Raw genomic sequence first — 26832 nt, 5'->3', positions numbered from 1 at the left:
AGCCTGTCGGGACCGGAGATCAGCGGTAGGGAGTGCTTCGGTACCTAGGGAATGCTCCAGTAGTACGCCGTGGCGCCCGGGTGCTTCTCGGTGATCGCGTAGTCAACCGACCGGAAGTCGGTGTCGTCGGTGTGGCCGGCATAGTAGATCTGGATGTCGTCGCCCGACCCCTCGATCCGGGTGACGACCCCGGTGTGGTCGCGGTCCCCGGAGTTGTCCCAGTCGAACTGGGCGACGTCGCCGAGCTTGACCTGGTCGCGCTGGTCATCCGTCAGGGCGGTGGCGCGGCCGGACTGCGCGACGTAGTCCCGGAAAGCGGTTGAGCTGATCCACGGTGACGAGGTGTCGAAGTCGGAGCCGATTCCCTCTGCGTACCACTGGTCGTCCATGGTCCAGCCCCGCTCAATCAGGGATTGGCTGGTGAAATTGACGCAGTCGTTGTCGGTGATGACGCCGTAGCCATCCGTGTTGTAGTCGGTCCAGTGGGCGAGCATGTAACTCACCTGCGCCTGCACCTGGGCGTCGATGGGAACCGGCTCTGCGGCCTCCGCGGGGGCGACCCGATCTGTGGCCGTCGCGTCAGACGCGGCCGCATCGGCCTTCGGCGCCGTTTGCGTGGAGTCAGCAGCCGGGGTCGGAGTCGCCGAGACGACGGGTTTATCCCCAGTCACCCCGGCCACGGCGGCCGTTCCGGCCACGAGGCCGCCCAGAACGAGCACGGCAGCGACGATGCGGAAGCGTCGGGTCAGAACCACAGATTTCTCTCTTCGTTCGGGGTGCCACCGGGGTGTGTGGCAGACACGCCCTGTTCGGGGGACGGTTCCCAGATAATCACACTTATCCGGGAAATGCCCGGGTGGACGACACACCGGCCCTGCGCCGATCAGGAAACGGGATTGGGGAACGAGATCAGTGGTAGCCGGGAGCCGCCGGGAGCCCGAAGAATTCCTCGAGGGTGGCGGTTCCGGTGGCGTGCATCTCCGTGGCCAGTTCCGTTCCGATGTAGCGGAAGTGCCAGGGCTCGTAGCCGTAGCCGGTGATGGCCACCTTGTCGGCCGGGTAGCGCAGCAGGAACCCGAAACGCCAGGCATTCCCGGCAAGCCACTGCCCCTGTGGGGTGTCGCCGAAGCAGGCATCCAGCGAACAGATCCGGGGCAGTGCGCTGATGTCGATGGCCAGACCGGTCTGGTGCTCGCTGTTTCCCGGCCGGGCCGTGCTGGTGTCGGCGAACGCCTGTCCGTTCGCGGCGACATCCGCGTCGTAGACCATCACCTGGGCCGCGAAGCTCCGGTAGGCGCTGTGGGACTGCAGCTTCAGCCCGGTCTCCGCCTCGAACGCGGAGAACAGGGCCACGGTTGCGTCCGACGCCTCCCGGCGAAGTTGCGGGCTCCAGACGTGAGCCACCGGGACGTCGACGAGGTCGGTCGGAGCGTAGTCGGTGGGGTTCAGCGGGCGGGTCTTGTCAACGACGACCCAGAGGCTGGCCGGGTCGTCGAGTGAGCGCGCGGAACGGTCAAAGGTAGGCATCACGGCCGGCTCCGGGGAACCTGTCGGGGCGGAACGAGGCGGGGTGGGGGTGGCGCTCGGTTCGACACGGGCAATCAGCGTCGGAGCGACGGCGGAACCGACGACGGGCGGCGCGGTTTCCCCGGTCAGGGCTCCGGCCGCCACCGCACCGGCGGCGAGTACAGAGATGGCGATGGACAGCACGACGATACGCCTCCGCCGTAACGGATGCGCGACCCCCACTGCCCGATCTGCCCACACGATGCTGAGCATAGACCGGAGCGGGTTCCCCCAGCCTCCGACGGCCCGCAGGCGCTTGAAGATTGTTTGCCCATCGTGTAACTTTGCGCACAATGCAAACTTCTCCCGCTCTCGCCGCCCCGCCGCTGATGTCCCACCGGCAGATTCTCTTCGTCATCTTCGGACTGATGGCCGGAATGTTCCTCTCCGCCCTCGATCAGACCATTGTCGGAACATCGATGCGCACCATCGCCGACGACCTCGACGGCATGGCGCTGCAGGCCTGGGTGACGACCGCCTACCTGATCGTGTCGTGCATCAGCACGCCGATCTACGGCAAACTCAGCGACATTTTCGGGCGCCGCCCGCTGTTCCTGATCGCGATCACAATCTTCCTCATCGGCTCGCTCCTGGCCGGCCTGGCGAACTCGATGTACGAGCTCGCGATCTTCCGGGCCATCCAGGGGCTCGGCGCCGGCGGCCTGATGGCTCTCCCCCTGACGATCATGGGCGACATGCTGGCACCCCGGGAGCGGGCGAAATACCAGGGGTACTTCCTGGCCGTCTTCGGGGTCTCCAGCGTGATCGGCCCGCTCATCGGCGGCGTCCTGTCGGGCTCGGACACGATCCTCGGAATCACGGGCTGGCGGTGGGTCTTCCTGATCAACCTCCCGATCGGCATCATCGCCCTCGCAATCGTGCTGAAGTTTCTACACGTTCCCCACTTCGCCCGGCCCGTTCGCATCGACTGGTGGGGAGCGGTGACCGTGATCCTTGCAGCCGCGCCGCTGCTGCTCGTGGCCGAGCAGGGCCGCACCTGGGGCTGGGGTTCGATCCCCTCGATCGCCTGCTACGTGATCGGACTCTTCAGCATCGCGGCCTTCATCCTCGCCGAGCGGCTGATGGGCGACGACGCGCTCATCCCGCTGAAACTGTTCCGTTCGTCCACGTTCAGGATGGCGACCATCCTGGGCGTCTTCGTCGGCTTCGGCATGTTCGGCGCCATGATGACGGTGCCGCTCTACCTGCAGCTCGTGAACGGGGCCACCCCGACGGAGAGCGGCTTCCTGATGCTGCCGATGATCGCGGGCCTGATGATCTCCTCCATTGTGAGCGGCCAGCTGATCGCCCGTACCGGCCGCTACAAGGTTTTCCCCACCATCGGCACTGCCTTCATGTCGGCAGGCTTCCTGCTCTTCACATTCGCCACCGCCGACAAGCCGGTCGGATTCATGATGGCCGGGATGCTCCTGATCGGCCTCGGCCTCGGCCAGCTGATGCAGACGCTCACCATCGCCAGCCAGAATTCGGTCGGCCCTCGGGATATCGGCGTGGCCACATCCGCCGCGACGTTTTTCCGCCAGATCGGCGGCACGCTCGGCACCGCCGTGCTCTTTTCGGTGCTGTTCACCCGCATCCCCGACACGATCGGCGCGGCCTTCGACAACCCGACCATCGTCTCCGGGGTCAGGGACGCTGCAACGGACCCGGCCGTGCAGGCCGACCCGGCGAACACCGGCATCCTGGCCCTGTTGGCCAACCCGGGCAGCGTGGGCGGCGCCCTCGACGGCGACACCTCGTTCCTCAACACGGCCGACCCGCGGCTCGCAGAGCCGTTCCTCGTCGGCTTCAACGACGCATCCGTCACCGTCTTCTGGGTGAGCCTGGCCGTCGTGCTGGTCGCATTCGTACTGAGCTTCTTCCTCACGGCGCCGCCGCTGCGCAACACTTCCGCCCTGCAGGAGGCCGCGGACGAGAACGCGGCCGAGCTGACCGCGCAGGCCGAGCTGACCCGGGACGCGCAGCGGGCCGCCGACAGGATGGGCGCCCTGGTCGAGCCGGGGATCGACGTCGACGAGTTCGAGCGCGAGGCCCGCACCCAGCCCCGCTAGCACCCGAACGAATTCGACGGAGATTTTGCTCCTACCGCCCCATTTAGGCCTCAAATCGTCACTTTGTGGCAAAATCTCCGTCGAATGCGCACAGGGCGCGCAGTCACGGATGGCCCGGTCCGGGCGTTGGGGAATTGTGGGGACCGTCGGGGCGTTGTATTGGTAATGCGCATTGTTATTGCAGGTGGACATGGAAAAATCGCCCGGCAGCTCACGCGGGAGCTCACGAAGAACGGCCACGAGGTCCTCGGGCTGATCCGCACGGAGGAACAGAGGGCGGACCTCGTCGCTGACGGAGCCGTTCCGGTGGTGTTCGACCTCGAAAAGACCTCATCGGCCGAGGCGGCGCACCTCTTGGCCGGTGCCGATGTCGCGGTGTTCGCCGCGGGCGCCGGAGCCGACGGCAGCGAGGAGCGCCGTCAGGCCGTCGACTTCGGCGGCTCCGTGCGACTGGCCGACGCGGCTGAGTCCGCCGGCGTGGTGCGCTTCATCCAGATCTCGTCGACCGGCACCGAGAAGGTGCGGGACGGTCAGACCCCGGCGGATGTACCGGCGGACTTCCTGGGCTACCTGCAGGCCAAACTGGCGGCCGAGGAAGACCTGATCGCTCGGCCCCTGGCTTGGACGATCGTTCGCCCCGGCGGCCTCGTCGACGACGCAGGAACCGGACTGGTGCGCCTGAACCCGGCCGGCCCCGGCCTGCCGGAAGATCGCGCGACTGTGCCCCGCGCGGACGTCGCGGCCGTGCTGGCCGCACTCATCGAGACCGGCGCCGCCGAGCGCCGGGTGCTGCACCTGGTCTCCGGCGACGAACCCGTCGCTGTTGCCGTAGCCGCGTTCGCCTAAGGCTTCGGCCGCCAGGCGGGCCCCCGCCGGTCGACCCGGTGCACCTTCAGCCGACCCAGCGCCGGCCCTCCGCACAACACCGCGGGGGGCCGGCGCTTGAATGCGCGGTAGATGTCTGGCAGTCTGTGAGAGCGCTCTCATCAGTGAGATGGTGGAGCACTCGCCGGCCGGAACATCCGCCGGAGTGAATCCAATGGAGAATAGCATGCCCCTCGAGACCATCATTCAGCCCACCGACCGGGGCGAGATCCCGTTCGACCCCGCAGATGGCACTGACCCTGCGGAGGGCACCGTCCGGGGCGGACCGGTCGATCTGGACGGGCGCCGGTTCTACCGGATCGAGGCCTACGACCAGATGCCGCCGTTCTTCATGACCCTTGTCGGCGCGAGCAACGTCTGGCTCTTCATCTCGAGCACGGGCGGCCTGACGGCAGGACGGGTCGACGCCGATCGGGCCCTGTTCCCGTATTACACCGACGACAAGGTCACCGAGAGCGGCGGCCGAACCGGTGGGCTCAGCGTGCTGCTCGTTCGACGCCCCGACGGGACCGGGATTCACTGGCAGCCGTTCGCGGAGGTGCGTCCCGGCGATCAGGCCGTGCAGCGCACGCTGTACAAGGACGCCCTCGGCACGACCCTGGTCTTCGAGGAGACCCGCCCGGATCTCGGCCTGCGCCTGCGCGTGACCTGGCAGACGAGTGCCCGCTTCGGCGTCGTGCGCAGCTGCGCCCTGACCTCGCTCACCGACCAGAAGCTCACCGGCGAGCAGCTCGGCGAAACGCTCGACGTCGACCTCCTCGACGGCCTGGTGAACATCCTTCCCGCCGGAGCCCTCAAGAAGACGCAGAACGAGCTGAGCGTGCTGCTGGACGCCTACAAGCGGGCCGAACTCGACTCTTCGACGGGCCTCGGGCTGCTGACGCTGAACGCGACGCTCTCCGACCTCGCCGAGCCCAGCGAGTCGCTGCAGGCCAACGTGGCCTGGCAGGTAGGGCTGGGCAACGCCGAGCACCTGCTCTCGATCAGCCAGGTGGCTGCCTTCGCCCGGGGCCGGGGCATCACCGCCGAGACGGATGTCCGCGGCCAGCGCGGCGCTTACCTCGTGCACGCGCGGATCACGCTGGCCCCCGGAAGCACGCAGCGCTGGCAGATCGTCGCCGACGTCAACCAGGACGCGGCCGATGTCGTCGCCCTGCGCGAGAAGCTGCGAGATCCTGCCGGGCTCGCCGAGGAGCTCGCGGCCGACATCGTCGGCACCCGGTCCGACCTGGAGACGATCCTCGCGGCCACCGACGCCGCCCAGCACAGCGGCGACGAGCTCGCGACCATCCACCACACCGCCAACGTGCTTTTCAACACGATGCGCGGCGGCGTTCCGGCCGAGGGCTACACGGTGGAGTTGAGCGACGTGCGGGCGTTCATCATTCAGCGGAGTAAGTCGACCGCCCAGCGCTGCGCCGGCGTGCTGGCGGCGCTGCCCGAGCGGCTGCGCTCCGACGAACTCATCGCCATCGCCCAGGAGTACGGCGACGTAGACCTGTGGCGCCTCGCCACGGAATACCTGCCGCTCACGTTCAGCCGCCGGCACGGCGATCCGAGCCGGCCGTGGAATCAGTTCCGGATCGTTCTGAAAGACGAGAGTGGCATCCGTCGCCTGGAATACCAAGGCAACTGGCGGGACATCTTCCAGAACTGGGAGGCGCTGGCCTGGTCATTCCCCGAATACGTGGAGTCGATGGTCACGATCTTCCTTGACGCCACGACCGCCGACGGCTACAACCCGTACCGGATCTCTCGCGAGGGCATCGACTGGGAGGTCCCCGAGCCCGAAGACCCCTGGGCCAACATCGGTTACTGGAGCGACCACCAGATCATCTACCTGCTCAAGTTGCTCGAGACCTCCCGCCGATTCCACCCGGGGCGCCTCGACGCGCTCATCAACCGGGCGGCCTTCACCCACGCCGACGTGCCGTACCGGATCGCCGCCTATGCGGACATCCTCACGGACCCGTACAACACCATCACCTTCGACGACGAGCGGCAGCGCACGATCACGCGGCGGGTCGCCGAGGAGGGCTCGGACGGTCGGCTCGTGCACGGTGCCGACGGCGACCTCGTGCGGGTAACGCTGGCCGAGAAGGTGCTGCTGCTCCTGCTGGCCAAGCTCGTCAATCTGGTGCCGGACGGCGGCATCTGGATGACGACCCAGCGCCCGGAATGGAACGACGCCAACAACGCGCTCGTCGGCCGTGGCCTGTCGGTGGTCACCCTCGCCTATCTGCGCCGCTACCTCGTCTTCGTGCAGGACCTCCTGACGGTCGACGTCGAGCTCTCGAGCGAGCTCGCCGGACTGCTCACCGCGGTGCGCGACGTGCTCTTCGAGCATGCGGACGGCCTGGCCGGCGGGTTCGATTCCACTCGCCGCCGGGCCGTGATGGACGGCCTGGGCGAGGCAGGGACCTCCTATCGCGAGCGGGTCTACGCGGGGTTCGATGGGGAGCGGTCGACGGTCGCCGCGGGAGACGTCGCCGAGCTGCTCGATCTGGCTCGGCGCTTCATCGAGTCCGGCCTGCACGCCAACCGGCGGGACGACGGGCTCGTGCACTCCTACAACGTGCTGGAGTTCGGGGACGATGGGGCCGATGTGCGTCGGCTCGCGGAGATGCTCGAGGGCCAGGTCGCCATCCTTTCCTCCGGCCTGCTCGGCCCGGAAGAGACGCTGGACCTGCTCGGTGCCCTGCGCACGAGCCGGCTGTACCGCGCCGACCAGCACAGCTACATCCTCTATCCCGACAAGGACCTTTCGTCCTTCCTCGCCCGCAACACCTTCAGTGCGGCACGGGCCGCCGACTGCCCTCTCGCCCTGCGCCTCATCGCTGCCGGCGACCGCAGCATAGTTGTGCGGGATGTTCAGGGCGACCTGCACTTCGCCGCCCACATCCGAAACGCCAGGGGCGTTTCGGAGGCGCTCGACCGGCTCAGCGCCGACCCGACGCTGCAGGGCGCCGTGGAACAGGACCGGGCCGAACTGCTCACCATCTTCGAGGAAGTCTTCCGGCATGCGGAATTCACCGGGCGCTCCGGCTCGTTCTTCGCCTACGAGGGCCTCGGCAGCATCTACTGGCACATGGTCGCGAAGCTGCTGCTCGCGGTGCAGGAGACACTCGACCGGGCCGTCGCCGAGCAGGCGGATGAAACTTCGATCCAGGGGCTGATGGCGGCGTACGAGGACGTGCGTGCCGGCATCGGCTACCGCAAGGATCCGCTCACCTACGGTGCGTTCCCCACCGATCCTTACTCGCACACGCCCGCCGGCCAGGGCGCCCGGCAGCCGGGGATGACCGGGCAGGTCAAAGAGGAGGTGCTCACCCGCCTGGGCGAGCTCGGCCTGCGGGTCGAAGGCGGTCGCATCCGTTTGCGGCCCACCCTGCTGCGGGCCGGCGAGTGGACCACGGCTCCCGGCACGTTCGCCTACCGGGATGTCCTCGGCGAGCAGCACAGCGTCGAGCTGCCCGCGGACACGCTCGCGTTCACGTTCTGTCAGGTCCCGGTCGTGTTCCACCGCGGCGGCCCGCTCGAGATGGTCGCACACCTCGCCGACGGCGCCCAGGTGCCCGGTCCCGGCGGCACGCTCGACGCCGACGTGAGCGCGAGCGTCTTCCGCCGCGACGGCCGGGTGCGCTCCCTCACGGTGACCGTACCGGACCAAGACGGACTCTGACCGCCGAGCCAGGAGAGAGCGCTCTCTTGACAAACCATCGATGCGCGCACTAACGTAAGCACCACCACGTGAGAGCGCTCTCACGGCACAATGAGAGCGACCTTGCATCCACCCATCAGCACGCACACAAGGGAGTGACCGTGAAGCGTTTCCCGCGCACCACACTTGCAGTAACAGTCGCCGGAGCAGCATCCTTCGCACTGGTTCTATCCGGTTGTTCAGCGAACGCCGGCGGAGAGCAGTCGACCGACGAAAACGTCAAACTGACCGTCGCGACGTTCAACGAATTCGGCTATGACGACCTGTTCGCCGAGTACGAGAAGGCCAACCCGAACGTCACCATCACGCACAAGAAGGCTGCCACCTCCAACGAGGCCCGCGACAACCTCACGACCCGTCTCGCCGCAGGCAGCGGCCTGAGCGACATCGAGGCCATCGAGGTCGACTGGCTGCCGGAACTGCTCCAATACTCCGACCAGTTCATCGACCTCGCCTCTGACGACGTCGACGAGCGCTGGCTCGACTGGAAGACCGAGGCCGCGACGGATGCCGACGGCCGCCTGATCGCCTACGGCACCGACATCGGTCCGGAAGCCGTCTGCTACCGCTCCGACCTGTTCGCCGCCGCCGGTCTTCCGACCGACCGCGCCGAGGTCGCCGCACTCCTCGGCACCAGCTGGGAGAGCTACTACGCAGCCGGTGAGAAGTTCGCTGCTGCCGGCACGAACGTGCCGTGGTTCGACTCTGCCGGAGCCACCTGGCAGGGCGTCGTCAACCAGATCCCCAACGCCTATGAAGAAGAAGACGGCACCATCATCGCCACCGGGAACCCGGAGGTGAAGAAGGCCTACACGAGCGTGCTCGAGGCCAGCAGCACGCTGTCCGCGCACCTCGGACAGTGGAGCGACGACTGGACCGCCAGCTTCCAGAACGACGGCTTCGCCACGATGCTCTGCCCGGGCTGGATGCTCGGCGTGATCTCCGGCAACGCTGAAGGCGTCGCCGGCTGGGACATCGCCGACACGTTCCCCGGCGGCGGCGGCAACTGGGGCGGCTCGTACCTGACCGTTCCCGAGCAATCCAAGAACCAGGCCGAGGCCCAGAAGCTCGCTTCCTGGCTGACCGCCCCGGAGCAGCAGCTCAAGGCGTTCGCGTCCAAGGGCACGTTTCCGAGCCAGCTCGAAGCCCTCGAGAGCGACGAACTCCTCGGCGCCACGAACGAGTTCTTCAACAACGCGCCGTCCGGTGAGATCCTTGCCAACCGCGCCGCCGCTGTCGACGTGACCCCGTACAAGGGCGAGTTCTACTTCGCGATCAACGACGCCATGCAGCAGGCGCTCACCCGCGTCGAAGACGGCACCATGACGGCTGACGAGTCGTGGGCTCAGTGGGTCACCGACGTCGAGTCGCTCGGCTAACCAGCACCATCCCACCGGTCGGGCCTGTCGAGACCACCTGGTCCCGGCCGGCCCGACCCCGGTCTCGACCGGCTCACCCGGGCCTCGACAAGCTCAACCACCGAAGGACTTTCATGACTACCGTTGCCGCTGTCGAGGTGAATGCCCGCAGCATCCGCCGCATCGCCCTCAGCCACACACTGAGCCGCTGGGATGTGCGCTTCTCGCCCTACCTCTACATCTCCCCCTTCTTCCTCGTCTTCGCCGTCATGGGCCTCTTCCCGCTGCTGCACACGGCGTGGGTGTCGGTGCACGACTGGAACCTCATCGGCGGCCAGGGCGACTTCGTCGGCCTGGAGAACTTCGTCACGGTGCTGAGCCAGGGATACTTCTGGAACTCCCTGCGCAACACCTTCAGCATCTTCCTGCTCTCGAGCATCCCCCAGATCATCGTCGCGCTCGGCATCGCCGCCGTGCTCGACTTCAACCTGCGCGGAAAGACCTTCTGGCGCATGGGCGTGCTCCTTCCCTACGTCGTGGCCCCGGTCGCCGTCGCACTCATCTTCAACGACCTCTTCGGCGACAAGTTCGGCTTGATCAACAGCGCGATCATGAGCCTGGGCCTCGAGCCCGTGCGCTGGCACGTCGACGTGATCCCCAGCCACCTCGCCATCGCCACAATGGTGAACTTCCGCTGGACCGGTTACAACGCCCTTATCTTCCTCGCCGCCATGCAGGCCGTCCCGCGCGATTACTACGAGGCCGCCATCATCGACGGCGCCAACCGCTGGCGCACCTTCGGGTCGATCACCCTGCCGCTGCTGCGACCGATCATCATCTTCGTCATCCTGACCTCGACGATCGGCGGGCTGCAGATCTTCGACGAGGCACGCATGTTCGACAACGTCGGCCAGGGCGGAGCCAGTCGCCAGTGGCAGACGCTCACCCTGTACATCTACGAACTCGGCTGGAACCAGCGCAACTTCGGCCGGGCGTCCGCCGTGGCCTGGCTCCTGTTCCTGATCATCATCCTCATCGCTGTCATCAACTTCCTCATCACCCGTCGCATCGCGGGCACCGGCGACCGCAAGCTGCGCGTCCGCGCGAAAGGCATCTCATGAGCAAGACCATCATCGGCGGGCACGACCGTCGGCCGTCCCTCTGGGTCTACGGCATCCTGATCGCGGTTATCCTCGGCTCGGCCTTCCCGATCTGGTGGTCGTTCCTGATCGGCAGCCAGGATGCCTCCGCGCTGAACCAGAACGGGATGATGTGGATCCCGGGCGGTAACTTCATCGCCAACGCGGCCACGGTCATCGACAGCATCCCGTTCTGGACGGCGCTCGGCAACAGCATCATCGTGTCGTCCGTGGTGTCGCTCAGCGTCGTGATGTTCTCGACGCTCGCCGGCTACGCCTTCGCCAAGCTGAAGTTCCGCGGCCGGGAAGGTCTGCTCATCTTCGTGATCGCGACCATGGCCGTGCCGACCCAGCTCGGCGTCGTGCCCCTGTTCATCGTCATGTCAAGGCTCGGCTGGACCGGCAGCCTCTGGGCCGTCATCGCGCCCGCCATGGTGACCGCGTTCGGCGTGTTCTGGATGACCCAGTACCTGCGCGACGCACTGCCCGACGAGCTGATCGAGGCGGTGCGCATGGACGGAGCGTCGATGATCCGCAGCTTCTGGCACATCGGTCTCCCGGCCGCCCGCCCGGCCGCGGCGATGCTCGCCCTGTTCACGTTCATCGGCACCTGGACCAACTTCTTCTGGCCGTTTATCGTGCTCGGCCCCGGCAACCCGACCCTCCCGGTTGCACTGCAGCAGCTGCAGGCCGCCTTCTACGTCGACTACTCGCTCGTGCTGGCCGGCGTGGTGCTCTCGATCATCCCGCTGATCCTGGTCTTCATCTTCCTGGGTAAGCAGCTCGTGGCCGGAATCATGCAGGGCGCGGTCAAGGGATGACCTCGTTCGGAACACTCGAAACAATCACCGAGAATATGGGTATGACCTCACACGTTCGTTCCTTCCCGCCCGAGTTCCTCTTCGGGGCGGCGACGGCCGCCTACCAGATCGAGGGCGCCGCCCATGAGGACGGCCGCACGGATTCCATCTGGGACACGTTCAGCCGCGTGCCGGGTGCTGTCCTCAAGGCCGACAACGGCGACGTCGCCTGCGACCACTACCACCGCTATCAGGGCGACGTCGCCCTGATGAAGGACCTGGGGCTGCAGACCTACCGCTTCTCCACCTCCTGGGCCCGGGTGCGTCCCGACGGCGGGCCGGTCAACCCGAAGGGCGTGGACTTCTACTCCCGCCTGGTCGACGAGCTCCTCGGCGCCGGCATCAAGCCGTGGCTGACCCTCTACCACTGGGACCTGCCGCAGGCCCTCGAGGAGAAGGGTGGCTGGACCAACCGCGACACCGCCGCACGCTTCCGGGACTACGCCCTCACCGTGCACGACACCCTCGGCGACCGCGTGGGCGTGTGGACCACTCTCAACGAGCCGTGGTGCTCCTCCTTCCTCAGCTACACCGCCGGCGCCCACGCGCCCGGGCGGCAGAGCCCCCGGGACGGCCTGGCCGCCGCACACCACCTGCTCCTGGGGCACGGCCTCGCCGTCGAGGCGCTGCGCGAACGCGACTCGAAGCTCGAGCTCGGCATCACGCTCAACCTCACCGTCGCCAAGCCGGTCGATCCGACGCATGCGGGCGACGTGGATGCCGCGCGCCGCATCGACGGGCAGTTCAACCGGATCTTCCTCGACCCGGTCTTCCGCGGCTTCTACCCGGAGGATGTGCTCCAGGACGTGGCCGAGTACGGGCTGACCGATTTCATCCACGAGGGAGACCTGGCCCAGATCAACCAGCCGATCGACACCCTCGGCGTGAACTATTACCACGGCGACCTGGTCAGTGATCGCCCGGCCGAACATCCGTTGCTCGCCCAGGCCCCGACCGACCGCCCCACCCGGTCGCCGTTCCCGGCGGCCGACGGCGTCTACGACCACCCGCAGGGGCTGCCGCTGACCGCCATGGAGTGGGAGGTGCAGCCCGACGGGCTACGCGAACTGCTCGTTCGCGTGAACACCGACTACGCCGCCCCGACCGGCACGAGCCTCTACGTCACCGAGAACGGCGCGGCGTTCGACGACGTCGTCGCCGCGGACGGCAGTGTTCCGGATGCCCGGCGCACCGAATTCCTGACCGACCACCTGGGCGCCATCCTTGACGCGATCGATGAGGGAGTCGACGTCAAGGGCTACTTCTACTGGTCGCTGATGGACAACTACGAGTGGGCCTGGGGCTACGAGAAGCGCTTCGGCATCGTGCGGGTCGATTACGAGACCCAGGAGCGCACCGTCAAGGACAGCGGACGTTCTTACGCCGAGATCATCCGCAACCGCGCCCTCTCCTGAACCGGAACCGCGAGGGATGCGGGCAAAATATAATGGCGTCATGATAACGAGTGTGCGCCAGGTCCGTCCTTCGCAGCCCACCCTGGAAATGGTGGCCGAGGTGGCCGGGGTTTCCCGGGCCACCGTGAGCCGGGTCGTGAACGGGTCCACCAGGGTCAGCCCAGAGATCGTCGCCTCGGTGACGGACGCCATCAACCAGCTCAACTATGTTCCGAACCGGGCGGCCCGCTCGCTCGCGAGCCGGCAGACCGAGGCCGTGGCCCTGGTCGTGCCTGAGGATATGACCCGGTTCTTCGGTGATCCCTACTTCGCCGCGGTCGTGCAGGGCATCACCCGCCGACTCGACCAAAGTGATTACACGCTCAACCTGCTCGTTGCGTCGAGCGACCCACGGCACAAGACTCTGCGCTACCTGCGCTCGGGCAACGTCGACGGAGCGCTCATCATCTCGCACCACACCGGCGACGACTTCGTGGCCGAACTCGACAAGACCATGCCGGTGGTCTTCGGCGGCCGGCCGTCGAACGCGGACAACCTCGCCGCCTACTTCGTTGACGTCGACAACGCGGCGGGTGCCGAGACGGGCACCCAGCACCTCGTCGACATCGGGCGCCGCCGCATCGGCTCGATCGCCGGCGCGGTGGACATGCCGGCCGGCATCGACCGCCTCACCGGGTTCGAGCGCACGCTGGAGCGGGCCGGGCTGCCCGCGGATGCCGTCGAACTCGCCGACTTCACAGCCGCCGGTGGCGCGGCAGCCACCCGCCGGCTGCTGGAGCGGTGCCCCGACATCGACGGCCTCTTCGTGGCGAGCGACCTGATGGCCACCGGGGCGGTGGATGTGCTGCGTGAGCTCGGCCGCTCTGTGCCCGGCGACGTGGCCATCGTCGGGTTCGACGACAGCCCGGCCGCGACGAGCGGCCCGGTGCCGCTGACTACGGTGAGCCAGCCCTCCGAGGAAATGGGCTACGCGATGGCGGACATTCTGCTGCGCCGGCTCGCCGCCGACGAGAGCATGCCGCACCGCACCCTCATGCCGACCCGTTTGGTACTACGCGAGTCGGCGTGACACGCGCGGCTTCCCCGGTGCGGGTGCTGCGCCGTTGCGCGCGTGGCGCGCCGGCAGCGTAGCGGCGCAGCACCCGCGCACCGGCAATACCGGCGGGACCGGCAGGACGGGCAGGGCGGTCAGGCCAGCTGAGGCATGACCTCGCGGGCGATGAAGTCCAAGTGGCCGAGGTCGGACAGGTCCATGATCTGCAGGTAGACGCACTCGACCCCGTCGTGGGCGAGGGCGCCGAGGCGGTCCACGACCTCGGACGCCGTGCCGGCCACGCCGTGCGCCCGCAGCTCGGCCGGTTCCCGGCCCGCGGCCGCGGCCCGGCGAATGAAGTCTGCCTCGTTCGCGCCCGCGACGGCGATCAGCGCCGCCGAGTACACCAGCTCACGGGGATCGCGACCGATGGCCGCGCATGCAGCGCGCACGCCGGCGAACTTGGCCGGGACATCCGCGAAATCCGGGAACGGCAGGTTGAACTCGGTGGCGAAGCGGGCAGCCAGGGCCGGGGTACGCCTGGCGCCGCCACCGCCCACGATCACCGGGATGCGGGCCTGCACGGGCTTGGGCAGGGCGGGCGAGTCGACGAGCGTGTAGTGCTCGCCGGCAAAGCTGTAGCGGTCGCCGACCGGGGTCTCCCAGAGCCCGGTCACGATCTCCAGCTGCTCCTCGAGCATGCCGAACCGCCTGGCCGGGAACGGGATGCCGTAGGCCAGGTGTTCCTGCTCGAACCAGCCGGTGCCGAGGCCGAGCTCGACCCGCCCGCCCGACATCTGGTCGACCTGCGCCACCTGGATCGCGAGGATCCCCGGCGGACGGTAGGTCACCGACGAGACCAAAGTGCCGAGGCGGATGCGCCGGGTCTCCCGGGCGAGGCCCGCCAGGGTGGTCCAGGCATCCGTCGGCCCCGGCAGCACGGGAGCCGTGTCCCCCATCGCGAGGTAGTGGTCGGAACGGAAGAACGCGTCGAAGCCGAGCGTCTCCGCGGCCTGGGCCACGGCGAGGATGTCGTCGTAGGAGGCACCCTGCTGCGGTTCGGTGAAAATGCGAAGTCTCATGCTCCCAGCCTTGCCCCGGGCCGGTCGGCGCCGAAATCGAACAGCGCCGGCTGGGCCGGCTCGGGCGCGGCCGGCTCGGGCACGGCCGGCTCGAATCCGCCGGGCAGGAACTCCACCGCGGGCAGCAGCGCGAAGCGCGTGCGCATGACCTGGATCGACTCGGGGTTCTGGTCCACCAGCACGAAGCGGCGGCCGAGGGCCGCGGCAACCGCACCCGTCGTGCCGCTGCCGGCGAAGAAGTCGAGCACCCAGTCCCCCTCGCGGCTGGACGCCTGGATCATACGGCGCAGGATGCCGACGGGCTTCTGGGTGGGATACCCGGTCTTTTCCTTGCCGGTGGGCGACACGATCGTGTGCCACCAGACATCCGTCGGCAGCTTGCCCTTCGCGACCTTCTCGGGGGTGACCAGACCGGGCGCCATATAGGGCTCGCGGTCGACCGTGGTCGAGTCGAAGTAGTACCGGGCCGGGTTCTTCACGTAGACCAGGATCGTGTCGTGCTTGGTCGGCCAGCGGTTCTTCGACTTCGCGCCGTAATCGTAGGCCCAGATCAGCTCGTTCAGGAAGCAGTCCCGGCCGAAGAGGGCGTCGAGCAACACCTTGGCGTAGTGCGCCTCGCGGTAGTCGAGGTGCAGGTAGAGGGTGCCGTCATCGGACAGGAGGCGCCAGGCCTCGATCAGGCGCGGCTCGAGGAAGGCCCAATAGTCCTCGAACTGGTCGTCGTAGCCGAGCAGGTCACCCTTGATCCGCTCGTACCGCTGGCCCTTGAAGCCGGTGATGATGCCCGCGGCGTCCGCACCCAGGGCGACGGATACCGGGCTCGCCGGTGCGCGCACCGACGTCGTGGTCTGCCGGTTCTGCTTGCGCCCCGTGTTGAACGGCGGGTCCAGGTAGATCAGCGTGAAGGCCGCGTCGGGCAGCTGCGGCAGAACCTCGAGGTTGTTCGCGTGGACAACACGGCTGGGGGAGGAGGGAGACCACGCGATCGGCATTCCTTCATTGTGTCAGGCAGCCTACGCTGAGGGGATGACACCAGATGCAGCATCCCCGGAAACGACCGGGGAATCCGACTCGGTCGTATTCCGTCACGAACCGGCCCTGGCCCGGTACACGCTCGAGCTCGCCGGCACCACCGTGGGCTTCGCCGACTACGAGGTCGCCGGCCAGGATGTGCTGTTCACCCACGTCGAGGTGGACCCGGCGCACCGGGGCGAAGGTCTGGCGGGCATCCTCGTCGAGCAGGCGCTCGACGATGTTCGCACCCGCACCACGCTCACGGTCGTGCCGGTGTGCCCCTACGTTGTGCGCTGGATCGACCTGCACGCCGAGTACCAGGACCTGCTCACGCGCGGACGGTAGCCCGCGTATTGACGGCCCCGTGGCCTAGGGAACCCGCCCGATCCACTCCTCGGTGCCGAACTTGGTCTCTACCAGCTCGGTCGCCCTGGCATATTCCGCTTCGGTGATCTCTCCGGCGACGGCGCCATAGAGCCCGGTGAAGGTCGCCTTCATCCGGTCGATGATCGCATCCCGGCTGAGGCCGGTCTGGCTGCGCAGCGGGTCGACGCGCTTCGCGGCGCTCGTGATGCCCTTGTCGCTGAGTTTCTCCCGGCCGATGCGGAGCACCTGCACCATCTTGTCGCCGTCCATGTCGTAGCTCATGGTGACGTGGTGCAGCACGGCGCCGCTGCCGAGACGTTTCTGCGCGGCCCCGCCGATCTTGCCCTTGGGGCTCGTGATGTCGTTCAGCGGCTGGTAGTAAGCGTCGATGCCGAGGGATTTGAGCGCCGTGAGCACCCACTCGTCGAGGAATGCATAGGAGTCAGCGAACGTCATGCCCTGAACGAGGTCGGTCGGTGCGTAGATCGAGTAGGTGATGACCGAGCCGGCTTCCATGAACATGGCGCCGCCGCCGCTGATCCGGCGCACGACGGTGAAGCCGTGCTTGGCGGCCTGGACTGGGTCGACCTCGTTCTTCAGGGACTGGAAGCTGCCGATGACGACGGCCGGCTCCGTCCATTCCCAGATCCGCATCGTGGGGTTGCGGCGCCCCTCGCCAACCTCGATCGCGAGCACCTCGTCAAGCGCCATCTGCATGACGGGAGCGACAGCCTTGGTGTGGATCAGCTGCCACTCGTAGTCGCGCCAGCCGCTGGCCTGGGCGAGGGAGCGACGGATGGCCACCGCCACCGATTCGGGCGAGAACCCGAGCAGCGTGGCATGGGCCGGGAGCGCGGCGCGCACTGCGGCGGCGATGCTGACCGCGTCGCTGTCGGCGGACAGGCCGTTCACGGCCGCGTTGATGTCGCCGAGCGCACTGTCGGGCTCGAGGAAGAAATCACCGGCCAGCCGGAAGTCGACGATCGTGTTGTCAACGACATCGAGATCGACGACGACGAGCTTGCCGCCTGGAACTTTATATTCACCGTGCATGACGCCAGCCTAATCGGCGCGCACGGCAAAACGTTTGGCCAGCCACCCGATCAGGTCGTCGAAGACATCCTCACGGTTCGTCTCGTTGAACACCTCGTGGCGGGCACCGGGGTAGGTGATGACCCGGATGTCCCGAAGTCCCGACCGCCCGGAATAGGCCCGAACCAGCCTGCGAGCGCTGCGCTCCCCGCCCACGATGTCGTCACCGCCGACCAGGATGAGCAGCGGCAGGCCCGGCGGCAGGTCGCGGCCCGGCCTGCCGAAGAGGCGCGCCGCCTCTCGCAGCCCGAACAGCTTGGCCAGCGGGGTCGTGGTCGTGAGCGGGTCGGCGATGAAAGCGCGGGCCACCTCTGGATCGCGGCTGAGCCACTCCACCCCGGTGTCGCCGAGGTGCTTGTGTCGGCGGTTGAGGTCGCCGCTGTCCAGGTAGCCGGGCATCCGGTAGGCCGTGCCGCTGAGCACGACCGCGTCGTAGTCGGCGGCGTGCGCATTGACGATCATCTGCACCATGAAGGACCCCCAGCTGTGGCCGAGCAGCACGAGCGGCAGGTCAGGGTGAGTGGCGCGGATGATCCCACTCAGCTGGCGTACGCCGGCCACTGCCGCGCGCAGTCCGCCGGGGCCGAGGCGGCCGAGGCGGGACAGGTCGCCGTCATACTGGTGCACTCCGGTCTGGCCGTGGCCGCGGTGGTCGTCGGCGTAGACCGTGTAGCCGGCCGTGTTCAGTCGGGTGGCGAGCTCCGCATACCGCTGCGCATGCTCACCGACCCCGTGAGCGAGCTGCACGATGGCCCGCGGGCGATCGACCGGCCAGGTGAAATACGTGATCGAGACGCCAAAGTCATCCGTGTAGGTAGGCACGAGGCCAGTCTGGCAGGACTCGCCCCGCGCGTCTCTGGATTCCGGTTCTTTGCCGTCGATCCTGAACTAGGCTGCGAGCAGGGAATACTTAGCGAGGCTAAGTGGTTAGGGTGGGTAGCTATGGAATCTTCACCGACATCTCACGTGCTTGCGCCGGAGGTCTCCCCTGGTCGACGTGCGACGGTAGCCGAGTTGAGTCACGATTTCCGGCTGGCCAACGGCCGGCTGGCCCGCCGCCTGCGGCAGGAGAAGGCCGACAATGAGCTCAGCTCGAGCCAGTTCTCGGCCCTCGGCACCCTGTTTTTCCATGGCCCGTTCACCCTCCGCGAGCTCAGCGAACGCGAGCGGGTCACGCCGCCGTCGATGAACCGCACGGTCAACGCGCTGGTCGAGGCTGGCCTCGTGAACCGGGCCGGCTCTGCAGACGACGGCCGCAAGGTGGTGCTCACGGTGACCGACCAGGGGCGCACCCTGATGCGGGAGACGCGCAAACGCAGGGATGCCTGGCTCGCCCAGCGCATCGTCACGCTCAGCCCCGACCAGCGCCGGATCCTCACCGAGGCCGTCGACATCATGAAGGAACTCGCCAACAGTTGAACAACATGTTCCGCTCCCTGAGCATCCCGAACTATCGAATCTGGTTCGCGGGGGCCCTCGTGTCGAACATCGGAACCTGGATGCAGCGCACGGCCCAGGACTGGATCGTGCTGACCGAACTGACCGATTACAACGCCACCGCGGTGGGCATCGTGATGGCTTTGCAATTCGGGCCCCAGCTCGTGCTGATGCCCTGGTCCGGCCTCATCGCGGACCGGTTCAACCGGCGCAGACTGCTCATCCTGACGCAGACCCTGATGGGCCTGCTCGCCCTCGGCCTCGGTGTGATCACCGTCACCGGAGTCGCGGAGCTGTGGCACGTCTACCTCTTCGCCCTGGGCCTCGGGATCGTCGCGGCGATCGACGCCCCCGCCCGCCAGACCTTCGTGTCGGAGCTGGTCTCCGACAACGACCTCCCGAACGCCGTGGCCCTCAACTCCGCATCGTTCAACGGCGCCCGGCTGATCGGACCGGCCGCCGCGGGGCTGCTCACGGTCGCCGTCGGCGCCGGCTGGGTCTTCATGATCAACTCGGCGACGTTCGCGGCGACGGTGCTCGCGATGACTCTTCTGCGCACCGTGCAGCTGAGGCCGCAGCCGCGGGCCACCCGCGAGCGGGGACAGCTGATGGCTGGCTTCCGGTACGTGTCCCGCCGGCCAGACATCATCGTCGTGTTGATCACCGTCTTCCTGGTGGGCACCTTCGGCTTCAACTTCGCGATCTTCACGGCAACGATGGCCACGGTCGAGTTCGGCATGGGTGCCAGCGAGTTCGGGCTGCTCAGTTCGATCATGGCCATCGGCTCCGTCGCGGGCGCGCTGATGGCCGCCCGTCGCGGCCGGCCGCGGCTGCGTCTGGTCATCGTCGGATCCTTCGCGTTCGGCCTGTCCTGCGCTGTGGCCGCGGTGATGCCCAACTACCTGACCTTCGCGATCTCCCTGACCTTCGTCGGCCTGTCCTCGCTGACCCTGATGACCACCGCGAACGCCTACGTGCAGACCACGACGCGGCCGGCCATGCGCGGCCGGGTGATGGCGCTCTATATGGCGATCTTCGCCGGCGGCACGCCACTCGGGGCGCCCCTGGTGGGCTGGGTAGCCGACCAGTTCGGCCCGCGCTGGGCGCTGGGCGTGGCCGCGCTCTCGGGCCTCCTCGCGGCCGGGGCGGTGCTCTTCTGGATGGTGCGCTACCGCAGCCTGCGGGTACGGTTCCGCCGGGGCATGACCCCACGAATGCGGGTGCACCACGACGGAGACGGCCGCACCGCCGAGACCGCCACCCGCGAAATCGCGATCGTCGAGGCCACGGCGACGCGCTAGCGGAGTGAGACCCGACGAGCCTGGCGGCAGTTCTCCCCGAACGAATTCGACGGAGATTCTGCCCAAATCGTTGCCATAAGGCCCGAAAAAGCAGGTTTCGCTCAGATTCTCCGTCGAATTGGTTCAACACCGGACACCGCGCCCCCCCTTGCTGAACAGAGTCCGCGCGGTGCAGCCAGCTCTGAGCCTGCGGGCACAACACAACGAATCGCTTGGCATCCACTCGGCTGACGGATGCCGGTCAGCGCACGCCGTTCATCAGCCGCAGGATCGGTCGGGCGATCAGTGCGAGCAACAGCCCGAGCACGATCGCGACCCCGCCGATCACGCTGAAGTAGACCGTCTCCGACACCGATGTGTACCACTCGGCGAGCCAGCCGGACACCGCGGTGCCCAGGGCGATCGAGAGGAAGAACAGCGCGACCATCTGGGTCTTGAAGGGTTCCGGGGCGAGCCGCGTCGTGACGGCCAGGCCGACCGGTCCGATCAGAAGCTCCGCCACCGTGAGCACGAACAGGATCGCGATCATCGCGAGCAGTGGCGTCGAATTCGGGCCGCCGTCGACGAACGGGAGGAACAGCAGGAACGCGGAACCCATCAGCGCGGTGCCGAACGCGAACTTGACCGGGGTGGACGGCTGACGGGAACCCCAGCGCGTCCACAGCGCGGCGAAGGCACCCGAGAGCAGGATGATGAAGACCGGGTTGAACGACTGCACCCACGACACCGGCAGCTCCCAGCCGAACACGTCGCGGTTGAGCCGTTCGTCGGTGTAGATGGTCACCACCGTGAACTGCTGCTGGGAGAGGGACCAGAACGCGGCACTGGCCACGAACAGCGGCATGAACGCGTAGACGCGTTTGCGCTCGAGGGCGGTGATCTGACGGTTGCGCAGGATGACCACGAAGTAGCAGACCGTGGCGATCAGGGTCAGCGCGATAACGATGGTGACCAGGCCGGATGCCGTGATCACGCCGAGCAGGACCAGCACCACGATCACGGCGGTCGCTGCGATCGCGGCCCAGAGGTAGCCGGCGTGGCGCGACGCCGGCAGCGGGTTCGGCACCTCGTGCACGATGGCCGGCAGGCGCTTGCGGCCGAAGGAGTACTGCACCAGGCCGATCGCCATCCCCACGGCGGCGAGCCCGAACCCGTAGTGGAAGCCGAGGGTCGTCTGCAGCAGGCCGGTCAGGACCGGCCCGAAGAAGGCACCCAGGTTGATGCCGAGGTAGAAGAGCGAGAAGCCCGCGTCGAGCCGAGGGTCGTCCTTGGCGTAGAGCGCGCCCACGACGCTGGTCGCGTTGGCCTTGAGCCCGCCGCTGCCCAACGCGATCAGGATGAGCCCGGTCGCCACGCCGCCGAGGCCCGGCAGGAGAGCGAGTGCCACGTGCCCCACCGCGATCACGATGGCGCTGCAGAAGAGCACCCGCTCCGAGCCCACCAGGCGGTCGGCCACCCAGGCTCCCAGAATGGTCGACAGGTAAACGCCGCCGCCGTAGGCCCCCACGATGCCTGCCGCGGTGGCCTGCGGGATCCCGAGGCCGCCGTCGGCCGCGGAGTAGTACAAATAGAGCAGCAGGATGCCCTGCATCCCGTAGAACGAAAACCGCTCCCACATCTCGACGCCGAACACGTTGGCGAGGGCGCGAGGCTGTCCGAGGAAGCTTCGGTCGTCACGGGTGGGGGATTGTTCAACGACCGAGCTCATTGCTTGACCTTACCGTGTGCCCCCAGACCTGGGGGCATCGGCAGGGTCGCGGCATCCGGCCCGGAGGGCACGGTACGATTTTGCCCGTACCGTTACGACGACCGGGAAGGGGCAACGTGGACACCTACTCGCTCGTTTCCCTCCTCAGCGAGGTGCTGACTCTGATCGGCCTGGCCGTCGGCGGGGCACTCTTCGCGGCCGGTCTCGTCGCGCGCGGCGTGAAGGGTCGCTGGGTACTGACGGATGGCGTCATCGCGTCCTCCCGGGCCGGAACGGTCATCCGCTGGTTCGACCGTGACGGCGAGGTGCACGAGTGCCCGGCGAACACACACGAGACGCACGGGCTCGCGCCCGGCGACGACGTGCCGGTCTGGTTCAGCCTCCGCACCCCCTCCCGGTGCCGCACCCACACCCCGGAGGTCGAGGGCCGGGCACTGCGCCTGACCGGCCTGATCCTGCTCGGCATCGGTGCCGCGTCCGGCGTGCTCGGCATCGTGCTGCTCTTCATCTGAGATCCTCTGCGTTCGCACGGAGCCCGCCGCCGTGACCAGGCCCGGTCAGCGCTCGGAACGACCTCTCCACCCCGGCCACGTCCGGTTCGCAGCGTGGAGAACCGGAGGCGGACTGCCGCCGGTTCACGCAACTCCAGGGGAACCACGCAATGTGCTCAATCCTGATCGCGGCGGCCGCGGCCAGTGGACCGAGGAATCACTGACCGCCTTCGCCGGGTCTCCCGAGTTGGGTGTGAGCACACTCGAGCTGGACACCCATTTGTCCAGTGCCAACCAGGTGGTGGTGTGGCACGACGACGTGATGACGTCCAGCAAATGCGCCGACGCCGCGCCCGCGTTCCCCGGCGACTTGGCCTTTCCCTATGCCGACGACCGGGTGCGCGACCTGAGCCTGGCCGAGATCCGCACCCTGGACTGCGGCTACCAGCAGTCGCCGGGCTTCCCTGAGCAGGCGAACACCCCCGGCAGTCGGATCGGTCAGTCCTGCAGAGCTTCGACTGGGCGTCACTGAACCTCACCCGGCAAATCGCCCCGGATCTGACCCTGGGGGCCCGATCGAGCGGGGATTCCTGACCGGGCGTCGGGCAGCCCGAATCCAGCCCGAACCTAGGCGGCCTCGGCCTCCCAGTCGTCCCGTGGACGGTGAACGAGACCGCGGACTTGACCAGCCTGAGTGCGGCCTGAAGGTGCCGGCGGCGTATACCCGGTGACGGATGCGCCCCGGGCGCTGGTGCGCATCGGGCGCGTCGTGTAGCGTGTGGTCAGACCACACCGCCCGACGCATGATCCCCGCCGGGCACACCGCATGCCACCCCAACGTCGAGGAGGAGCCCATGAGCATCGAACGCCGTGCCTGGGAAGTCGTGTTGCAGAACATCGAGCTGGATCTCCTCAGTGGGCGACTACGCCCGGGTGACCATCTCCCGCCCGAGCGGGCCCTCGCCGCCGAGCTGGGCGTCGGACGGTCCAGCGTGCGCGAGGCCATCCGGGTGCTCGAAGTGCTCGGGCTGCTTCGCACGTCCGCCGGGTCGGGGCCCACGGCGGGTGCGATCATCGTGGCCCTGCCCGGCGGCGGCATGTCGGCGCTGATGCGTCTGCAGGTGGCGGCGCAGGGGTTCCCCGTCTCTGACGTGGTCAAGACCCGGCTGGTGCTCGAGGCCTCGGTCGTGACCGAGCTGGCGGAGGCATCCGCCCAGGCCAGTTCCACCATGGACGCCAACGCCTCCCTGCACCCCGACCTGACGACGCCCGAGCTGCTGCTCTGCGCCATGGAGTCTCCCGCGCTGACCGAGGGGGAATTCCTGGCCCTCGACGCCGCGTTCCACCTGGCCCTGGCCACCGCATCGGGCAACCAGGTCGTGACCGCCACGATGGCGGGGCTGCGCAGTGCCATCGAGGGCTATGTGCGGGCGGGCGCGACCAGCCTCACTTCCTGGCCCGACACCTCCGCCCGGCTCCGCACCGAACACCGCGCGATCCTCGGCGCGATCGAGGCCGGCGATCCCCCGGCCGCCCGCAGCCTCGTGCAGTCCCATATCGCGGGTTACTACGCCGAAACCCACCTTGCCAACCACCTGCCCGACCTCTTCGCCAACGACCACACGGATGCCAACGGGCACTCGGTGGCCCGATAGAAAGGACCCTTCGACCATGGTTCAACGACGCATCCCGAAGATCAAAGACCTTGCCCCGCTGATGCACTTCAAGACCCCCGAACTGAACGCGAAGAAGCGCCGCCTCGAGGGCGCGCTCACCATCTACGACCTGCGCGACATCGCCAAGAAGCGCACCCCCAAGGCCGCGTTCGACTACACCGACGGCGCCGCCGAGGCTGAGCTGTCGCTGGGCCGTGCCCGCCAGGCCTTCGAGGACATCGAGTTCAACCCGTCGATCCTGCGGGACGTGTCGGCCGTGTCGACGGGCTGGGACGTGCTCGGCGCCCCCGTGGCCCAGCCCTTCGGAATCGCCCCGACCGGGTTCACCCGGATGATGCAGACCGAGGGTGAGATCGCGGGCGCCCACGTCGCGGCCCGGGCCGGCATTCCCTTCTCCCTGTCGACCATGGGCACCACGTCGATCGAGGACGTCAAGGCCGCGAACCCCCACGGGCGCAACTGGTTCCAGCTCTACATGTGGAAGGACCGCGACCGCTCGATGGCGCTCGTGGACCGGGCCGCGAAGGCCGGCTACGACACCCTGCTGGTGACTGTGGACGTGCCCGTGGCCGGCGCGCGCCTGCGCGACAAGCGCAACGGTTTCTCGATCCCGCCGGCCCTGACCGCCGGAACGGTCATCAACGCACTGCCGCGGCCGGAGTGGTGGATCAACTTCCTCACCACCGAACCGCTCGCCTTCGCCAGCCTCGACCGCTGGAGCGGCACAGTCGCCGACCTGCTCGACACCATGTTCGACCCCACCGTCACCTTCGAGGACCTGGCCTGGATCAAGGCGCAGTGGCCCGGCAAGATCGTCGTCAAGGGCGTACAGAGCCTGGCGGATGCGCGCACGCTCGCCGCCCTCGGCGTGGACGGCATCATCCTCTCCAACCACGGCGGGCGCCAGCTCGACCGCGCCCCGATCCCGTTCCACCTGCTGCCGAACGTCGTGCGCGAGGTCGGCAGCGAATACGAGGTGCACCTGGACACGGGCATCATGAGCGGCGCCGACATCGTCGCGTCCGTTGCCCTCGGTGCCCGCTTCACCCTGATCGGCCGCGCCTACCTCTACGGCCTGATGGCCGGCGGCGAGGCCGGCGTCGACCGGGCCGTCCAGATCCTCTCCGAGCAGGTCTCCCGCACCATGCGACTGCTCGGCGTGAACAGCCTGGAGGAGCTCGAGCCGGGCCACGTCACCCAGCTCGCACGCCTCGGCCGCATCGCGCAGCCGGTGGCGGCATCCGTCGGCGTGTAGTGTCGTGGCCGCCCGGCCGGTCGCACCTCGCCGAGTGTCGGCGTTTGTGCCGAGCTGACCCGTTCCAGCGGGTCAACTCGGCACAAGCGGGATAACTCGGCGGCTCGGCTACGCGGCGGCGAGCTCTGCGAGCACGGCGGCCAATTGTTCGACCGCCCAGTCGAGGTCGGCCTCGGAGACCACGATCGGCGGGGCCAACCGGATGGTGAAGCCGTGGGTGTCCTTCGCGAGCACGCCGCGGGCCAGGAGGGCCTCGCAGACCACCCGGCCGGGGGCCAGCGTCGGGTCGATGTCGATGCCGGCCCAGAGGCCGGCGCCACGCACGGCCACGACGCCCTGGCCGATCAACCCGGTCAGCCCGTCGTGCAGGCGGGCGCCGAGAACGCGCGCGCGCTCCTGCTGCTCGCCGGTGGCCAGCAGTTTCACCACGGCGAGGCCGACGGCCGCCGCCAGCGGGTTGCCGCCGAAGGTCGAGCCGTGCTCGCCGGGGCGGAGCACACCGAGGATGTCCCGATTGCCGACGACCGCCGAGACCGGCACGATGCCGCCGCCGAGTGCCTTGCCGAGCAGGTAGAGGTCAGGAACGACGCCCACCAGGTCGCAAGCGAAGGTCGCTCCCGTGCGGCCGAGGCCGGACTGGATCTCGTCGGCGATGAACAGCACATTGTCGCGGTTCGTGATCTCGCGCACGGCCGGCAGGTAGTCGGCCGGCGGCACGACGATGCCGGCCTCGCCCTGGATGGGCTCGAGCAGCACCGCGACCGTGTTCGCGTCGATAGCAGCCTCGAGGGCCGCGGCGTCTCCGTAGGGAACCGTGCGGAACCCCGGCGTGAACGGCCCGAAATCCTTACGGGCCGACTCGTCGTCGGAGAAGCTGACGATCGTGGTGGTGCGGCCGTGAAAGTTCTCCCCGGCCACGATGATGTTCGCCATCCCGGCGGCGACGCCCTTGACCCGATAGCCCCAGGCGCGGGCCACCTTGATGCCGGACTCCACCGCCTCGGCGCCCGTGTTCATCGGCAGGACCATGTCCTTGCCGGAGAGCTCGGCGAGCGCGGTCACGAACGGGCCGAGCTGGTCGTTGTGGAAGGCGCGGCTGGTGAGCGTGATGCGGCCCAGTTGCTCGCGAGCGGCGTCCAACAGGAGCGGGTTGGAGTGGCCGAAGTTGACCGCGGAGTACGCGGCCAGGCAGTCCAGGTAGCGGCGGCCGTCGACATCCGTCACCCAGGCGCCGTCGCCGGACGCGACGACCACGGGCAGCGGATGGTAATTGTGGGCCGCGTGCTCGTCTTCCAGCGCGATATACGCGGCCTGTCCGAGCGCGGCGGCCGGGGCGGTGGCCTGGTCGGTCATCGGGTCGG

General features: G+C 68.2%; 23 protein-coding genes. 15 read left to right on the top strand and 8 right to left on the bottom strand.

All coding sequences use genetic code 11. From position 1 onward, the window contains the following. Positions 1–44: 44 nt before the first annotated feature. On the bottom strand, positions 45–755 hold the full coding sequence (locus E3N94_RS05195) for an amidase domain-containing protein (RefSeq protein ID WP_134400990.1): 711 nt from the start codon (positions 753–755) through the stop codon (positions 45–47). 154 nt (positions 756–909) lie between these two features. Then, positions 910–1710, bottom strand: coding sequence for a M15 family metallopeptidase (locus E3N94_RS05190; RefSeq protein WP_233191229.1), 801 nt, complete (start codon positions 1708–1710; stop codon positions 910–912). Between the two features lie 149 nt (positions 1711–1859). Between E3N94_RS05190 and E3N94_RS05185 the strand changes: the two genes are divergently transcribed. The 8 genes from E3N94_RS05185 (at position 1860) to E3N94_RS05150 (ending at position 14085) form a co-directional block, all read left to right on the top strand. Continuing rightward, positions 1860–3638, top strand: coding sequence for an MDR family MFS transporter (locus E3N94_RS05185; RefSeq protein ID WP_233191231.1), 1779 nt, complete (start codon positions 1860–1862; stop codon positions 3636–3638). A gap of 165 nt (positions 3639–3803) precedes the next feature. Continuing rightward, on the top strand, positions 3804–4484 hold the full coding sequence (locus tag E3N94_RS05180; protein ID WP_104099902.1) for an NAD(P)H-binding protein: 681 nt from the start codon (positions 3804–3806) through the stop codon (positions 4482–4484). Between the two features lie 205 nt (positions 4485–4689). Beyond that, positions 4690–8205 carry a hypothetical protein gene (locus tag E3N94_RS05175; protein WP_134569921.1) on the top strand — a complete coding sequence of 1172 codons (3516 nt, stop codon included), beginning with the start codon at positions 4690–4692 and terminating at the stop codon, positions 8203–8205. A gap of 140 nt (positions 8206–8345) precedes the next feature. Beyond that, the gene (locus E3N94_RS05170; protein ID WP_134569920.1) at positions 8346–9623 is read left to right on the top strand and encodes an ABC transporter substrate-binding protein; all 1278 of its coding nucleotides are present in this window, start codon (positions 8346–8348) and stop codon (positions 9621–9623) included. 113 nt (positions 9624–9736) lie between these two features. Then, complete coding sequence (locus E3N94_RS05165; protein WP_134569919.1) at positions 9737–10723, top strand: sugar ABC transporter permease; 987 nt, start codon at positions 9737–9739, stop codon at positions 10721–10723. Then, complete coding sequence (locus tag E3N94_RS05160; RefSeq protein ID WP_104099905.1) at positions 10720–11562, top strand: carbohydrate ABC transporter permease; 843 nt, start codon at positions 10720–10722, stop codon at positions 11560–11562. The genes E3N94_RS05165 and E3N94_RS05160 overlap by 4 nt, the downstream gene beginning before the upstream one ends. A gap of 41 nt (positions 11563–11603) precedes the next feature. After that, complete coding sequence (locus tag E3N94_RS05155) at positions 11604–13016, top strand: GH1 family beta-glucosidase (protein ID WP_134400988.1); 1413 nt, start codon at positions 11604–11606, stop codon at positions 13014–13016. Between the two features lie 40 nt (positions 13017–13056). After that, positions 13057–14085 (top strand): LacI family DNA-binding transcriptional regulator, encoded by a 1029-nt coding sequence (locus E3N94_RS05150; protein WP_104099906.1) that lies wholly within the window; start codon positions 13057–13059, stop codon positions 14083–14085. A gap of 119 nt (positions 14086–14204) precedes the next feature. Here E3N94_RS05150 and E3N94_RS05145 read toward each other — a convergent pair whose 3' ends face one another. Together E3N94_RS05145 and E3N94_RS05140 are read right to left on the bottom strand one after the other, a co-directional pair. Further along, positions 14205–15131 (bottom strand): LLM class F420-dependent oxidoreductase, encoded by a 927-nt coding sequence (locus E3N94_RS05145; protein ID WP_134400987.1) that lies wholly within the window; start codon positions 15129–15131, stop codon positions 14205–14207. After that, positions 15128–16123, bottom strand: coding sequence for a site-specific DNA-methyltransferase (locus E3N94_RS05140; protein ID WP_134375165.1), 996 nt, complete (start codon positions 16121–16123; stop codon positions 15128–15130). Before E3N94_RS05140 ends, E3N94_RS05145 begins: the two co-directional genes overlap by 4 nt. Before the next feature lie 34 nt (positions 16124–16157). On the opposite strand from E3N94_RS05140, the gene E3N94_RS05135 reads away from it, so the two are divergent. Then, positions 16158–16490, top strand: coding sequence for a GNAT family N-acetyltransferase (locus tag E3N94_RS05135; protein WP_104099909.1), 333 nt, complete (start codon positions 16158–16160; stop codon positions 16488–16490). A 24-nt stretch (positions 16491–16514) separates the two neighbouring features. On the opposite strand, the gene E3N94_RS05130 is transcribed toward E3N94_RS05135, so the two are convergent. Together E3N94_RS05130 and E3N94_RS05125 are read right to left on the bottom strand one after the other, a co-directional pair. Further along, complete coding sequence (locus E3N94_RS05130) at positions 16515–17564, bottom strand: biotin/lipoate A/B protein ligase family protein (RefSeq protein WP_104099910.1); 1050 nt, start codon at positions 17562–17564, stop codon at positions 16515–16517. Positions 17565–17573: 9 nt separating this feature from the next. Next, positions 17574–18425, bottom strand: coding sequence for an alpha/beta fold hydrolase (locus E3N94_RS05125; protein WP_104099911.1), 852 nt, complete (start codon positions 18423–18425; stop codon positions 17574–17576). A gap of 192 nt (positions 18426–18617) precedes the next feature. On the opposite strand from E3N94_RS05125, the gene E3N94_RS05120 reads away from it, so the two are divergent. Together E3N94_RS05120 and E3N94_RS05115 are read left to right on the top strand one after the other, a co-directional pair. After that, positions 18618–19022 carry a MarR family transcriptional regulator gene (locus E3N94_RS05120; RefSeq protein WP_233191233.1) on the top strand — a complete coding sequence of 135 codons (405 nt, stop codon included), beginning with the start codon at positions 18618–18620 and terminating at the stop codon, positions 19020–19022. Between the two features lie 5 nt (positions 19023–19027). Beyond that, on the top strand, positions 19028–20341 hold the full coding sequence (locus E3N94_RS05115; protein ID WP_134342539.1) for an MFS transporter: 1314 nt from the start codon (positions 19028–19030) through the stop codon (positions 20339–20341). A gap of 241 nt (positions 20342–20582) precedes the next feature. Here E3N94_RS05115 and E3N94_RS05110 read toward each other — a convergent pair whose 3' ends face one another. Next, on the bottom strand, positions 20583–22049 hold the full coding sequence (locus tag E3N94_RS05110) for a peptide MFS transporter (RefSeq protein WP_134569918.1): 1467 nt from the start codon (positions 22047–22049) through the stop codon (positions 20583–20585). Positions 22050–22165: 116 nt separating this feature from the next. Between E3N94_RS05110 and E3N94_RS05105 the strand changes: the two genes are divergently transcribed. The 4 genes from E3N94_RS05105 (at position 22166) to E3N94_RS05090 (ending at position 25471) form a co-directional block, all read left to right on the top strand. Next, positions 22166–22561 carry a sortase gene (locus E3N94_RS05105; RefSeq protein WP_134569917.1) on the top strand — a complete coding sequence of 132 codons (396 nt, stop codon included), beginning with the start codon at positions 22166–22168 and terminating at the stop codon, positions 22559–22561. Between the two features lie 151 nt (positions 22562–22712). Then, the gene (locus E3N94_RS17110) at positions 22713–23072 is read left to right on the top strand and encodes a glycerophosphodiester phosphodiesterase family protein (protein WP_241987069.1); all 360 of its coding nucleotides are present in this window, start codon (positions 22713–22715) and stop codon (positions 23070–23072) included. Between the two features lie 322 nt (positions 23073–23394). After that, positions 23395–24195 carry a GntR family transcriptional regulator gene (locus E3N94_RS05095; protein ID WP_134569916.1) on the top strand — a complete coding sequence of 267 codons (801 nt, stop codon included), beginning with the start codon at positions 23395–23397 and terminating at the stop codon, positions 24193–24195. 16 nt (positions 24196–24211) lie between these two features. Continuing rightward, a complete protein-coding gene (locus E3N94_RS05090; protein ID WP_104099916.1) occupies positions 24212–25471 on the top strand; it encodes an alpha-hydroxy acid oxidase in 1260 nt (419 codons plus the stop codon). A gap of 108 nt (positions 25472–25579) precedes the next feature. Here the strand turns inward: E3N94_RS05090 and rocD are convergent, their stop codons facing one another. Continuing rightward, positions 25580–26824, bottom strand: coding sequence for an ornithine--oxo-acid transaminase (gene rocD / locus E3N94_RS05085; protein WP_134569923.1), 1245 nt, complete (start codon positions 26822–26824; stop codon positions 25580–25582). Positions 26825–26832: the final 8 nt, after the last annotated feature.

Origin of the sequence: Cryobacterium sp. Sr3, assembly GCF_004402835.1 — a bacterium.
In the GTDB taxonomy this organism is placed as follows: domain Bacteria; phylum Actinomycetota; class Actinomycetes; order Actinomycetales; family Microbacteriaceae; genus Cryobacterium; species Cryobacterium sandaracinum.
This window is presented reverse-complemented; position numbering and strand designations above follow the sequence as displayed.